The organism is Microbacterium sp. CSI-V (assembly GCF_001984105.1).
Taxonomy (GTDB): domain Bacteria; phylum Actinomycetota; class Actinomycetes; order Actinomycetales; family Microbacteriaceae; genus Microbacterium.
In genome coordinates, this window is record NZ_MTQM01000007.1 from 396378 (window position 1) to 410250 (window position 13873).

The 13873-nt window shown below is 68.7% G+C and carries 12 protein-coding genes; 7 read left to right on the forward strand and 5 right to left on the reverse strand.

Annotated features, from left to right (window positions below; translation table 11 throughout):
* Positions 1-16 precede the first annotated feature (16 nt).
* The 5 genes from CSIV_RS05945 to CSIV_RS05965 all read right to left on the reverse strand — a co-directional run bounded on the left by CSIV_RS05945 (position 17) and on the right by CSIV_RS05965 (position 6766).
* On the reverse strand, positions 17-1315 hold the full coding sequence (locus tag CSIV_RS05945; RefSeq protein WP_077050473.1) for an ABC transporter permease: 1299 nt from the start codon (positions 1313-1315) through the stop codon (positions 17-19).
* Positions 1312-2676 carry an ABC transporter permease gene (locus CSIV_RS05950; protein WP_175627573.1) on the reverse strand — a complete coding sequence of 455 codons (1365 nt, stop codon included), beginning with the start codon at positions 2674-2676 and terminating at the stop codon, positions 1312-1314. Before CSIV_RS05950 ends, CSIV_RS05945 begins: the two co-directional genes overlap by 4 nt.
* Complete coding sequence (locus tag CSIV_RS05955) at positions 2673-4193, reverse strand: ABC transporter ATP-binding protein (protein WP_077050474.1); 1521 nt, start codon at positions 4191-4193, stop codon at positions 2673-2675. Before CSIV_RS05955 ends, CSIV_RS05950 begins: the two co-directional genes overlap by 4 nt.
* Positions 4194-4351: 158 nt before the next feature.
* Entirely contained in the window at positions 4352-5452 is a 1101-nt protein-coding gene (locus CSIV_RS05960; protein WP_238592339.1) for a BMP family lipoprotein, read from the reverse strand.
* 195 nt (positions 5453-5647) lie between these two features.
* Entirely contained in the window at positions 5648-6766 is a 1119-nt protein-coding gene (locus CSIV_RS05965) for a mannose-1-phosphate guanylyltransferase (protein WP_077050475.1), read from the reverse strand.
* A gap of 222 nt (positions 6767-6988) precedes the next feature.
* Here CSIV_RS05965 and sdhC point away from each other — a divergent pair, with 222 nt between their 5' ends.
* The 7 genes from sdhC to trpS all read left to right on the forward strand — a co-directional run bounded on the left by sdhC (position 6989) and on the right by trpS (position 13858).
* Positions 6989-7423, forward strand: coding sequence for a succinate dehydrogenase, cytochrome b556 subunit (gene sdhC, locus CSIV_RS05970; protein ID WP_077050476.1), 435 nt, complete (start codon positions 6989-6991; stop codon positions 7421-7423).
* Positions 7423-7878 carry a succinate dehydrogenase hydrophobic membrane anchor subunit gene (locus tag CSIV_RS05975; protein ID WP_077050477.1) on the forward strand — a complete coding sequence of 152 codons (456 nt, stop codon included), beginning with the start codon at positions 7423-7425 and terminating at the stop codon, positions 7876-7878. Before sdhC ends, CSIV_RS05975 begins: the two co-directional genes overlap by 1 nt.
* A gap of 47 nt (positions 7879-7925) precedes the next feature.
* Positions 7926-9755 (forward strand): succinate dehydrogenase flavoprotein subunit, encoded by a 1830-nt coding sequence (gene sdhA / locus CSIV_RS05980; protein ID WP_077050478.1) that lies wholly within the window; start codon positions 7926-7928, stop codon positions 9753-9755.
* Between the two features lies 1 nt (position 9756).
* Positions 9757-10539 carry a succinate dehydrogenase iron-sulfur subunit gene (locus CSIV_RS05985; RefSeq protein ID WP_077050479.1) on the forward strand — a complete coding sequence of 261 codons (783 nt, stop codon included), beginning with the start codon at positions 9757-9759 and terminating at the stop codon, positions 10537-10539.
* A 136-nt stretch (positions 10540-10675) separates the two neighbouring features.
* Positions 10676-11875 carry a YihY/virulence factor BrkB family protein gene (locus CSIV_RS05990; RefSeq protein ID WP_083735009.1) on the forward strand — a complete coding sequence of 400 codons (1200 nt, stop codon included), beginning with the start codon at positions 10676-10678 and terminating at the stop codon, positions 11873-11875.
* 75 nt (positions 11876-11950) lie between these two features.
* Positions 11951-12799 carry an exodeoxyribonuclease III gene (locus CSIV_RS05995; RefSeq protein WP_077050480.1) on the forward strand — a complete coding sequence of 283 codons (849 nt, stop codon included), beginning with the start codon at positions 11951-11953 and terminating at the stop codon, positions 12797-12799.
* Between the two features lie 54 nt (positions 12800-12853).
* Positions 12854-13858, forward strand: a complete 1005-nt coding sequence (trpS, locus tag CSIV_RS06000) for a tryptophan--tRNA ligase (RefSeq protein WP_077050481.1) — start codon at positions 12854-12856, stop codon at positions 13856-13858.
* Positions 13859-13873: the final 15 nt, after the last annotated feature.

A 13873-nucleotide genomic window follows, 5' to 3' on the forward strand; every position in this document is an offset into this window, starting at 1 on the left:
GGGGAAGCGGGCCGGGTCAGCCCTTGACGTACGGTTTGCCGGCGGCCGCGGGGCCGCGGACCTTCCCGACGAGACCGGCGACGGCGAAGATCGTCACGACGTACGGCAGCATGAGCATGAACTCGCTCGGCACGGGCGAGCCGATGACGCCGAGGGTGTTCTGCAGGTTCGAGGCGAAGCCGAACAGCAGGGCGGCGAGGGTCGCGCGGATCGGGTCCCACTGACCGAAGATGACCGCCGCGAGGGCGATGTATCCCGCGCCCGCCGTCATCTCCTTGTTGAAGGCACCGACCGAACCCAGGGTGAAGAACGCACCGCCCAGACCCGCGATCGCACCGCCCAGGGAGACGTTCCAGAACCGGGTGCGGGCGATGTTGATGCCCACGGTGTCGGCCGCCTGCGGGTGCTCGCCGACGGCGCGCAGCCGGAGGCCCCAGCGGGTGTGGAACAGGCCCAGGTAGACGGCGATCACCGTGACGTACATGAGGTAGACGATCACGGTCTGGTTGAACAGCATAGGCCCGATGATCGGGATGTCGGCCAGCACCGGGATCGGCAGACGCGGGAACCGCGGGGGCGAGTTCAGCGTGTCGGCGTGCGGCGAGAGGAGCTGCGAGAACAGGAAGCTCGTCAGGCCCACGACGAGCACGTTGAGGACGACGCCGACGATCACCTGGTCGACGAAGTACTTGATCGCGAAGGCGGCAAGGACGAAGGACACCAGGACACCGGCCACCGCGGCGGCGAGCAGACCGATGAAGGGGTTGCCCGTCACCGTCGCGACGATCGCCGAGGTGAACGCGCCGGCCAGCAGCTGTCCCTCGATCGCGATGTTGACCACGCCGACGCGCTCGCTGAGGACGCCGCACATGGCACCGAAGATCAGCGGCACCGAGAGGCTCAGTCCGCCCGCGAGGAGACCCGTGAGCGGGATGACCGAGGTCGTCGCGCCGGCGGCGGCCCAGGTGAGGAATCCGACCATGAAAACGACGGCGAAGATCACGGCCAGCCAGATCGGAGGCCGGCGGTGCGCGCGCACCATCAGCACGCTCGCGACCGTGACGAGCGCCAGCAGGATCGTGCAGACCGCGCCGGTCACGGCGCCGCCCAGCACGACCTCGGGCAACTGGATGAACTCACCCGGGCTCGAGATCCGGAAGACGGCGTCGCCGTCCTGGCGCGCCACGACGAAGAGCACGGCGGCGAGCACCGTGATGACGCCGTAGACGATCGGGGCCTTCCAGCTCACGACGACGGCCTTGTCGAGGGCCTCGACGGCGGGCGCGGCCTCGGGGTGTGCGGCGGTGGTGCTCACCGGGCCGCCTCCTTCTTCTTGGCGGCGCGCACCTTGGGCTGGCGCGCTCCGGGGGTCGGCAGGCGGAAGATCGCGCGCACCAGGGGCGGGGCGGCGATGAACAGCACGATGAGCGACTGCACGACCAAGACGATGTCGATCGGCACGCCGTTGGCGGCCTGCATGGCGAAGCCGCCGGCCTTGAACGCGCCGAACAGGATGCCGGCCACCAGGACGCCCACGGGGGTGGAGCGGCCGAGCAGCGCGACGGTGATCGCATCGAACCCGATGCCGGCGTCGATGCCGCTGGAGAATCCGGTCGTCACGGTTCCGAGGACCTGGTCCACTCCGGCGAGACCGATGAGACCACCGGAGATGAGCATCGCGTAGACGTACATCGACTTGACGTTGATGCCCGCGACGCGCGCCGCGTTCGGGTTGAGACCGACCGCGCGGAAGCGGAAGCCGAGCGAGGACCGTTCGAGGATCCACCACACCAGCACCACCGCGAGGATGGACAGGACGAAACCGAAATGCAGGTTGTAGCCCGAGCCGAAGAGGTCGGGGAAGACCGCGGTGTCCTTCATCGGCGGGGTCGTCGGGTTGCTCGAGCCCGGCGCCTGGAGGAGCCCCGGGGTGCGCAGCATGTAGTACACGAGGTAGTACGCCACGTAGTTGAGCATGATCGTCACGATGACCTCGTGCGCACCGGTGCGAGCCTTGAGGACTCCCGCGATGCCGGCCCAGATCGCACCGGCGACGACGCCGGCGATCAGGGCGATGACCATGTGGACGCCCCACGGCAGGTCGAACGAGAAGGCGACCCAGCCCGCGGCCGCCGCGGCGACGAGCATCTGACCGCGACCGCCGATGTTGAACATGCCGACGCGGAACGCGAGGGCCACGCCGAGGCCCGCCGCGATCAGGGGTGTCGCGAACGTCAACGTCTCGGTGAGCGGCTTGATCCCCGTGGCGAACTCGGGGCGGCGGAAGTTGTAGATAGCCCCCTGGAAGAAGGAGGCGTACGCCCCCGAGACCGACTCCCAGATGGCGGCGAGCGTGTCGCCCGGCCGCGCGAAGAAGTACGCCGATGTCGCCTGGACGTTCTCATCCGTGGCGGCGATCATGATCGCGCCCACGAGCAGGGCGAGGATGACCGCGAGCACGGAGATGATGGCGTTCCCCGTGGCGATCTCGCGCAGGGCGCGACTCCAGCGGTTCTCCTCGGGCGCGGGCGGCGGAGTCACGACGCGGGCTCCCGCCGCCGTGTCGACCGCGACGCTCCCCTCGAGGGCGACGTCGGCGTCAGTTGCGGCGGCGACCTCGGCGGCGCGATCGGCGCGCGCGGCGGTCGGGTCGTGCGGGCTGTGCGAATCGCTCACGCGGCGACTCCTTCGTTCTGGGGCGCTTCGCCGGCCATCATCAGGCCGAGCACATCGCGCGAGGTGTCGCCCGGGACGATGCCGACGACGCGGCCCCGGTACATGACCATGATGCGGTCGGCGAGGGCGGTGACCTCGTCGAGCTCGGTGGAGACGACGATCACGGGCACACCGCTGTCGCGGGTCTCGATGACGCGCTTGTGGATGAATTCGATCGAGCCGACGTCCACGCCACGGGTGGGCTGGGCGGCGACGAAGAGGCGGAGGTCGCGGCTGAGCTCGCGTGCGAGGACGACCTTCTGCTGGTTGCCGCCGGAGAGGCGCCCGACGGGTGTCTCGATCGAGGGCGTCCGCACGTCGAACTCGCTCACCTTCTCGCGCGCGAAATCGGCGAGCGTGGAGAGTTGGAGCGCGCCGCCCTTGACGAATGGGGCACCGTCGGCCCGGTCGAGCATGAGGTTCTCCGCGATCGAGAACTCCCCCACCAGACCGTCTTCTTTGCGGTCCTCGGGGACGAACCCGACGCCCGAGTCGAGCACCGCGCGGACGCTCTGGCCGAGGAGCTCCGTGCCGTCCAGCACGATCGAGCCCTCGACGCGATCCTGTAGTCCCAGGAGGGCCTCGGTGAGCTCGGTCTGTCCGTTGCCCTGCACGCCGGCGATCGCGAGGACCTCGCCCCGGCGGACGTCGAAGCTGACGTCGTTGACGACGAGCTGGCCGATCGCGTCGACGACGGTGAGCCCGGATACGGAGAGCCCCACCTCGCCGAGCGTCGGCGCCTCCTTCTGAACGGTCAGCTCGACGGCGCGACCGACCATCAGCGACGCCAGTTCCGCGTTCGAGGCGCGCGGGTCGGCCTCGCCGACCACCTTGCCCAGGCGGATCACCGTGATGCGGTCGGCGACCTCGCGGACCTCGCGGAGCTTGTGGGTGATGAAGACGATCGAGGTGCCGGAGGACTTCAGCTGACGCATGATCGCCATCAGTTCGTCGGTCTCCTGCGGCGTGAGGACGGCCGTGGGCTCGTCGAACACGAGGACCTTGGCATCCCGGGAGAGGGCCTTGATGATCTCGACGCGCTGCTGCACCCCCACGGGCAGATCGTCGACGAGGGCGTCGGGGTCGACGTCGAAGCCGAAGCGGTCGGAGATCTCCGTGACCTTCGCACGCGCCGCGGCGAGGTCGAGCCGACCGCCGAACTTCGTCGGCTCGTGGCCGAGCATGACGTTCTCGGCGACGGTGAAGACCGGGATGAGCATGAAGTGCTGGTGCACCATGCCGATGCCGGCCCGCATCGCGTCGCCGGGTCCGGCGAAGTGCTGGACGTCGTCGTCCAGCAGGATCTCTCCCCCGTCGGCCTGGTAGAGACCGTAGAGGACGTTCATCAGGGTGGACTTGCCGGCACCGTTCTCGCCGAGCAGGCAGTGGATCTCTCCGGCCTCGACAGTGAGGTCGATGTGATCGTTCGCCACCAGGGATCCGAAGGTTTTCGTGATCCCGCGGAGTTCGAGCTTCATGTTCCCGATCCTAAGTTCTGTGGCGCCGCACACGGGGTGCGACGGGGAGGATCCGCCTCGTGAGCGGATCGGTTCCGATCGCCGGGGCCGAGGCCCGCGGCTCCCATAAGGGAGGGGAGGCCGGCACGGAGCCGACCTCCCCCAGGAGAGTGGATCTCTCAGCCGGCCAGGTAGGACTCGACCGTGATCTTGCCGCTGATGATGTCGGCCTTGAGCGCGTCCACCTTGCTGGTCAGGTCAGCGGGCACGCGGTCCGACCAGTCGTGGTACGGCGCGATTCCGACACCGTCGTTCTCGAGGGTGCCGATGAACGGCGTGGTGTCGAACTCGCCCTTTCCGGCGGACACGATCGCGTCCTTGGTTCCCACGTCGATGCCCTTGAGGATCGAGGTGAGGAGCAGGCTGCCGACCGAGGGGTCGGTCTCGAACACGTCGGCGTCGACGCCGACCATGGCGATCTCGCGGCCCGAGTCCTGGATGGCGACGGCGGCCGACTGGTAGATCGGGCCACCGACGGGCAGAAGCACGTCGACGTTCTGGTCGATGATCGCCTGCGCGGTCTGACGCGCGGTGTCGTTGGCCTCGAAGCCACCGGTGAACGAGCCGTCCTTGGCGGTGCGGTCCCAGCCGACGACGCGGACCGAGGTGCCGTTGTCGGTGTTGTACTTCTCGACGCCCTGGGCGAAACCGTCCATGAAGATCGTGACGGTCGGGATGTTCATGCCACCGAAGGTGCCGACGACGCCGGTCTTGGAGACACCCGCGGCGAGGTAGCCCGCGAGGTAGGCGGCCTGAGCGGTGTCGAAGATGATCGGCTTGATGTTCGGCGCGTCCGTCGTGCCGTCGAAGTTCTGGTCGACGGTGTCGTCGATCGAGACGTACTGCAGGTCGGGGTTGGCCGTGGCCGACTCGAGCGCGGCCGGTGCCAGGAGGAAGCCGACCGTGATGATCGTGTTGCAGCCCTGGTCGACGAGGCTGGAGAGGTTGGAGGCGAAGTCGGTCTCGGCCTGCGACTGGACCTCGATCGGCTTCTTCGAGCCGAGCTCCGCGGCGGCCTGGTCCAGGCCTTCCTTGCCCAGCTGGTTGAACGACTTGTCGTCGAACCCACCCGAGTCCGACACCATGCAGGGCAGGTAGTCGCTGGCACCGGCAGCGGCCGACGAGCCGGTGCTCTCGGGCGCGGCACCGCAACCGGCGAGCAGCACGGCCGCGCCGATCATCGCGAGGCCGCTGACGACGGCCTTCTTCGTGGTCTTCACGAATGGTCCTCCAAGACGGGGGCCCCCAACGGGTTCGGGGGACGATGGAGTCACGTTACCCACTGTGACGAATCGCTTGCGCGCCCGAACGGGCCCCGCGCGGCAATGGTTACAAAGACGCAATCTCGCGTGATGCGCGCGCCACACGGCGACGGCACCGACGAGACCGGATGCCGCGAGCTGCGGCATCCGGTATCAGAGGACGTCGCCGCGACCGGTGAGCTTGAGCGCGTCCACGACGCCCTTGACGCGCTGGGCGTTCTCGCTCGTGGTCACCAGGAGCGCGTCGGGGGTGTCGACCACGACGATGTCGCGCACGCCGATGAGGCTGATGACGCGCTTCGTCTGGGACACGACGATCCCGCTGGAGGCGTCGGACAGCACGCGCGCGTCCTCACCCAGGATCGCGAGCTCGTTGCGCCCACCGGAGGAGTTCAACTTCGAGAGGCTGGCGAAATCGCCCACGTCGTCCCAGTCGAAGTGACCGGGGATGACCGCGAGACGCCCCTTCTCGGCGGCCGGTTCGGCGACGGAGTAGTCGATCGCGATCTTCTTCAGGCCCGGCCAGATGCGGTCGACGGCGGGACCGCGGAGGTCGCGGTCGTCCCACGCCTCGGCCAGTTCGAGCAGGCCCGCGTGCAGCTCCGGCTCGTTGACGGCGAGCTCGGCGAGGAGCACGTCGGCGCGGGTGATGAACATGCCGGCGTTCCAGAGGTACGCCCGATCCGAGAAGTACGCCTTGGCGGTGTCGAGATCGGGCTTCTCGACGAACCGCTCCACGGTGTAGGCCTCGGGCGCCCCGTCGACGATGAGCTCGTCCGCCTGCTTGACGTACCCGAAGCCGACGGAGGGCTCGCTGGGCTGGATGCCGATCGTGCAGATGTATCCGGCACGGGCGACGGCCACCGCCTGCCGCACGGCGAAGTCGAACTGGCGCGTCTGGCGGATGACGTGGTCGGCGGCGAACGAGCCGATGATGACGTCGGGCTCGCGGCGGACGAGGATCGCGGCGGCGAGACCGATGGCGGCGCTGGAGTCCCGCGGCTCGGACTCGAGGAAGACGTTGTGGTCGGGCACGCCCGGAAGCTCGCGCTCTACGGCGGCGCGGTGCGCACGGCCGGTGACGACCGCGATGCGATCCTCGCCGGACAGCGGCGCGAGACGGTCCCAGGTGTCGCGCAGGAGCGTCTGACCGGACCCGGTGAGGTCGTGGAGGAACTTGGGTGCGTCCGCGCGGGACAGCGGCCACAGGCGGCTGCCGATCCCACCGGCGGGGATCACGGCGTAGAAGTCGTCGATAGCAGGTTCGGCCATGGCACCGACCCTAACGGGAAAGGCGCCGGCGCACCCACGCGAGGCCAGTCGCCGCCCGGCGGGGAGCCACCCCCGGACCCCTCGATTTATCTCGACATCGAGAGAGTGTTAGGCGACCCTCATCCCCCCGATTCATAGCCCGGCCGTAGTATTCAGTGGCGCCCGTGTGACGCTCGGGGCCCACGCGGGCCCCCACACCGTGTTCGATCAGGGAGGACGACCGTGTCAGCACCAGCACGTGCCACGCCGTCGGTGAAAGAGACCACCTCGAAGAGGCCGCGCGGAACCCTCTACCGCGGCCGCGAAGGAATGTGGTCGTGGGTCCTGCACCGGATCACGGGCGTGGCGATCTTCTTCTTCCTTCTCGTCCACATCCTCGACACCGCCCTCATCCGCGTCTCCCCCGAGGCCTACGACGCCGTGATCGGCACCTACAAGAACCCGATCATGGGCCTGGGCGAAGTCGCCCTCGTCGGAGCCATCGCGTACCACGCCTACAACGGCCTGCGCATCATCGCCGTCGACTTCTGGCCGTGGGCGACCCGTCACCAGCGTCAGCTGTGGTGGGGGGTGCTGGGCCTCTGGGTCGTCACGATGCTCGGATTCACCCCGCGTCACCTCATCAACGTCTTCAGCGCCGTCACGGGGAGCCACTGATGTCCGTCGCCCAGGAAGCAAGCACGATCCCCGCGCCCCGCACGCCCGCCGTGCGGAAGAAGGGCTCCAACCTCGAGAAGTGGGGATGGATCTACATGCGCGCCTCCGGCGTGCTGCTGGTCGTCCTCATCTTCGGTCACCTCTTCGTCAACCTGATGACGGGCGAGGGCATCCACCAGATCGACTTCGCGTTCGTCGCCGGCAAGCTGGCCTCGCCGTTCTGGCAGTGGTGGGACGTCCTGATGCTGTGGCTGGCACTCATCCACGGCGCCAACGGCATGCGCACGATCGTGAACGACTACGTCACGACGCCCTCCGTGCGTCGCGTCCTGGTCTGGGCGATCGGGCTGTCGGCGGCCTTCCTGATCCTCCTCGGCACGCTCGTGGTCTTCACCTTCGACCCCTGCCTCGGCGTCACCGAGAGCAGCTCCCTGTGGGAGATCTGCCAGGCGTGAGCCGCGGCATCCTCCCTTTCGACTGAGACAGCAGAGGCATTGCACACGTGAGCACTCAGAACAGCGCGGACACGATCGTCAAGGACGGCGTGCACTACCACCAGTTCGACATCGTGATCGTCGGCGCCGGCGGCGCCGGCATGCGCGCAGCCATCGAGGCCGGCCCCGGCGCGAAGACCGCCGTCATCTCGAAGCTGTACCCCACCCGCTCCCACACCGGGGCGGCGCAGGGAGGCATGGCCGCGGCCCTCGCCAACGTCGAAGAGGACTCCTGGGAGTGGCACACCTTCGACACGATCAAGGGCGGCGACTACCTCGTCGACCAGGATGCCGCGGAGATCCTCGCCAAGGAGGCGATCGACGCCGTCATCGACCTCGAGAACATGGGTCTGCCGTTCAACCGCACCCCCGAGGGCAAGATCGACCAGCGTCGCTTCGGCGGGCACACCGCCGATCACGGCAAGACTCCGGTCCGCCGTGCGTGCTACGCGGCCGACCGCACTGGTCACATGATCCTCCAGACGCTGTTCCAGAACTGCGTGAAGCTCGGCATCAACTTCTTCAACGAGTTCTACGTGCTCGACCTCGTCACCGTGAAGGACGACGCGGGGAACACGCAGGTCGCAGGCGTCGTCGCCTACGAACTCGCCACCGGCGACCTGCACGTCTTCCAGTCGAAGGCCGTCGTCTTCGCCACGGGCGGCTTCGGGAAGATCTTCAAGACCACCTCCAACGCCCACACCCTCACCGGTGACGGCGTCGGCATCGTCTGGCGCAAGGGCCTGCCGCTGGAGGACATGGAGTTCTTCCAGTTCCACCCGACCGGTCTCGCCGGTCTCGGCATCCTGCTGACCGAGGGCGCGCGAGGCGAGGGCGCGATCCTCCGCAACGCCAGCGGCGAACGGTTCATGGAGCGCTACGCGCCGACCATCAAGGACCTGGCGCCGCGCGACATCGTCGCCCGCTGCATGGTGCAGGAGGTCGCGGAGGGTCGCGGCGCCGGACCCCACCGCGACTACGTGCTCCTGGACTGCACCCACCTCGGTGCCGAGGTCCTCGAGACGAAGCTCCCCGACATCACCGAGTTCGCGCGCACCTACCTGGGCGTCGACCCCGTCGTCGAGCCCGTCCCGGTCATGCCGACCGCGCACTACGCGATGGGCGGCATCCCGACCAACATCAAGGCCGAGGTGCTGTCGGACAACGACACGGTGGTCCCCGGTCTCTACGCCGCCGGCGAGTGCGCCTGCGTCTCGGTGCACGGATCCAACCGCCTCGGCACCAACTCGCTGCTCGACATCAACGTCTTCGGCAAGCGCGCCGGCCGCAACGCCGTCGAGTACGTCCAGACCGCGGACTTCGTGCCCCTCCCCGAGGACCCGGCGAAGGAGGTCCGCGAGATGATCGAGGGCCTGCGCGCCAACTCGGGCACCGAGCGCATCGCGGTCCTGCGCAAGACGCTGCAGGACGAGATGGACAAGGGCGCCCAGGTGTTCCGCACCCACGACTCCCTCGCCGAGGTGCTCGACATCATCGCCGACCTGCGCGAGCGCTACAAGAACGTCCACGTCGACGACAAGGGCAAGCGGTACAACACCGACCTGCTCGAGGCCGTCGAGCTGGGGTTCCTGCTCGACCTCGCCGAGGTCGTCGTCTACTCCGCGCAGAACCGCGAGGAGAGCCGCGGCGGTCACATGCGCGACGACTTCCCGACGCGCGACGACGAGAACTACATGCAGCACACCATGGCCTACCTGACCGGCGACCCGCACTCGTCGCACCCCGCCGACCACATCGAACTCGGGTGGAAGCCCGTGGTCTTCACGAAGAACGATGCCGGCGAACTGCGCTACCCGCCCCTCGAGAGGAAGTACTGAGATGGCATCCACCGTCATCGAGACCGTCGACACCTCCGACGAGGTCGAGCAGACCCCCGAGGACACGGGGATCCAGTCGTTCCTGGTCACGTTCAACATCCGCCGGTTCGACCCCGAGGTCGACGACGAGCCCCGCTGGGTCGACTACGACGTGGAGCTGTACTCCACCGATCGCGTGCTCGACGCCCTGCACAAGATCAAGTGGGAGAAGGACGGTTCGCTGTCGTTCCGCCGCTCGTGCGCGCACGGCATCTGCGGATCGGATGCCATGCGCATCAACGGCCGCAACCGCTTGGCCTGCAAGACGCTGATCAAGGATCTCGACATCTCGCAGCCGATCTACGTCGAGGCGATCAAGGGCCTGCCGCTCGAGAAGGACCTCATCGTCGACATGGAGCCGTTCTTCGCCTCCTACCGCGAGGTGCAGCCCTTCCTCATCGCGAACAGCAAGCCGACCCCCGGCAAGGAGCGCATCCAGTCGATCGTCGACCGCGAGGTCTTCGACGACACGACGAAGTGCATCCTGTGCGCCGCGTGCACCTCGTCGTGCCCCGTGTTCTGGACCGACGGCCAGTACTTCGGACCGGCCGCGATCGTCAACGCGCACCGCTTCATCTTCGACTCGCGCGACGACGCCGGCGACGTGCGTCTCGACATCCTCAACGACAAGGAAGGCGTGTGGCGCTGCCGCACGACCTTCAACTGCACCGAGGCGTGCCCCCGCGGTATCGAGGTCACCAAGGCCATCGCCGAGGTCAAGCAGGCGGTCCTCCGCGGCCGCTGAGTTCCTCTCGCGAACGGCGGGTGCGCTTCGGCGCCCCGCCGTTCGGCGTCTTGCGTGGGAACACGGCGTCGCGGGGCCGGAACCGCTCGCCGGCCGCGGCCGAGAGCGACCGGCATCCATTCACTAGGCTCGAACGGTGACCGACAGCCGCCACGACCCCCGACCGCTGCCCGGTGCGGCGTCGGAGGACACCTCGTTGCGCGACCGGTTCGATGCAGCCCAGGCGGCCGTGCGCGAGCGTCTCGATGAACCGCTCGCCCGCGCGGCGAAGCTCGCGCAGCTGTTCCCGGTGCGGGTGTGGCGTCATTTCCTCCGGCACAACGGATTCCTGCTCGCGGCCGGCATGAGCTATCAGGGCTTGTTCGCGGTATTCTCCGCGCTCTACCTCGCCTTCGCCAGCGTCGGCATCTGGCTGGGCGGAAGCAAGGAGGCAATCGACGGACTCATCCGCATCGTCAACAGCTACATTCCCGGGATCATCAGCGACACCGGCCTGATCAAGCCCGAGCAGGTCGAGGCCGTCGCGCAGGACAGCGGCAGGCTTCTCGGTGTCACCGGCGGCTTCGCCGGCGTGGTCGTCATCTGGACCACCATCGGGTTCGTCACCTTCACCCGGCGCGCGGTGCGCGACACCTTCGGGCTGCCGTTCGACCTGCGGAACTACGTGCTGCTGAAGGCCCGGGATTTCGTCGCGTCGCTGTTGTTCGGCGTCTCCCTGCTGGTGGGTGCGCTTCTGGGTTCCATCACCACGGGTGCCGTCGACCTCGTCTTCGGGTGGATCGGGTGGACGCGCGAGACCGAGTGGTGGTCGCTCGGGGCGCGAGGGGTGTCGCTCGTGGTCGCCTTCGGCGTGAACACCCTGGCGCTCGGGTCGCTGTTCCGGTTCCTCACGGGCACCGTGCTGCCCTGGCGGCGGATCTGGCCGGGCGCCCTGGTGGGTTCGGCGGGGCTCGTGCTCCTTCAGGTGGGGGCGGGCTTCCTGTTCGTCTACACGCCCTCCAACCCGTTGCTCGCGACCTTCACGGTGCTGATCGGTTTCCTCCTGTGGTTCCGCCTCGTGGGGATCGTGATCCTCGTCGCCGCGGCGTGGATCGCCGTCGCCGCGCAGGATCGAGACGTACCGCTGCGCTCTCCCGAGGACCGTCGCGCCATGGAGCAGACTGCCCTGGTCATCGCCGCCCAGGTTGCGGTGCGAACGGCAGAGGAGACCGCGGCTCTCTCCCGGTGGCCTCGCCGATGGATCGCCCGGCGCCGGCTGCGCGCCGCCCGGGCGCACCTGGCACGGGTGGAGGCGGAGCTTCCCGCTCCGCGTCGGCAGACGCTGCTGCTGGACTGAGCGTCCGGGTCGCCGCGGGCGGGCCCGGCGGCCGCCGCCGGGTCCCGTGTCGGAGGCCCGGGCTACGCTCGACGGGTGGCTCGTTCCGTACGCATCGTCTCCGTCAACGTCAATGGCATCCGCGCCGCCGTCCGCAAGGGCATGATCGAGTGGCTCGACGCCTCGGGCGCCGACATCCTCGCTCTTCAGGAGGTGCGCGCGACGGCCGACCAGCTCGCCGAGGCCCTCCCGGGGTGGCAGATCGTGAACGACGAGGCGCTGCAGAAGGGCCGCGCCGGCGTCGCGATCGTCAGCCGGCTCCCCGGCGTCGAGACCCGCACCCACCTCGGACCCGAGCCGCTGGACGCCTCGGGACGCTGGATCGAGACCGACTTCGCCATCGACGGCGAGACCCTGACCGTCGTGAGCGCCTACGTGCACAGCGGCGAGGTCGACACCCCGAAGCAGGAGGCGAAGTGGCTCTTCCTTGATGCCATGGAGGCGCGTCTCGCCGAACTCGCGGCCACGCAGCCGCTCGCCGTCGTCATGGGCGACCTGAACGTCGGACACCGCGAGCTCGACATCAAGAACTGGCGGGGCAACCGCAAGAACGCCGGGTTCCTGCCCCGTGAGCGCGCCTACTTCGACCGGTTCTTCGGCCCCGCCGGCGAACAGGTCGAGGGTGCCGACGGCTCGACCGGTCGCGGCCTCGGATGGGTCGACGTCGGCCGTCGCCACGCCGGCGAGGTCGAGGGACCGTACACGTGGTGGTCGATGCGCGGGAAGGCGTTCGACAACGACTCGGGGTGGCGAATCGACTACCACGTCGTGACCCCCGCCCTGGCGGAGCGGGTCACCGACTACCGCGTCGACCGCGCACCGTCCTACGACACCCGGTGGAGCGACCACTCCCCCGTCATCGCGGACTACACGCTGGGCCTCTGAGCGGCGCGGGTCGCCGGACACGTTCCCCATGTCGCGGCGGCCTAGGATCGTACGGTGACCCAGCAGCGCCTCTACTCCGGAATGCAGCCCTCCGCCGACAGCCTCCAGATCGGCAACTACATCGGGGCGCTCCTCCAGTGGCGCGAGCTGCAGGACCAGTACGACGCGTTCTTCTCGGTCGTCGACCTGCACGCCCTCACGCAGCCCGGTGATCCGGCCGAGCGCCGCGAGAAGACCCGCCGCACCGCGGCGCAGTACATCGCCGCGGGGATCGAGCCGTCGCGCTCGACCCTGTACGTGCAGTCGCACGTGCCCGCGCACGCCGAGCTGCAGTGGGTGCTGTCGACGCTCACCGGTTTCGGCGAGGCCGGACGCATGACGCAGTTCAAGGACAAGTCGGCCCGTTACGGGGCGGATGCCACGAACGTCGGCCTCTTCACCTACCCGGTGCTCATGGCCGCCGACATCCTGCTGTACCAGACCGACGTGGTGCCGGTCGGCGACGACCAGAAGCAGCACATCGAGCTCACGCGCGATCTCGCGGAGCGCTTCAACAAGAACTTCGGTGAGACGTTCACGATGCCGAAGCCGATGATCCAGCGCGAAACCGCCCGCATCTACGACCTGCAGAACCCGACGGCGAAGATGTCGAAGTCGGCCGAGTCCGACGCGGGCGTGCTGTGGATGCTCGACGAACCCAAGGTCAGCGCGAAGAAGATCATGCGCGCCGTCACCGACTCCGAGGGAGCCGTGCGCTTCGACCGCGAGGAGAAGCCGGGCGTCTCGAACCTGCTGGTGATCTACTCGGCCCTGACCGGCCGCGAGATCTCCTCCATCGAGGACGACTACGCCGGCCGCGGCTACGGCGACTTCAAGAAGGGTCTCGCCGAAGTGGTCGTCGCCGAGTTCGAGCCGGTGCGTGCGCGCGCCCTCGAGCTGCTCGACGACCCCGCCGAGCTCGACCGCGTGCTGGCCACGAACGCCGAACGGGCGGCATCCGTCGCGGAGAAGACCCTCGCCGACGTCTACGACCGCATCGGCCTGCTCCGCCGCGGCTGACGCGGCGCGGGGAGC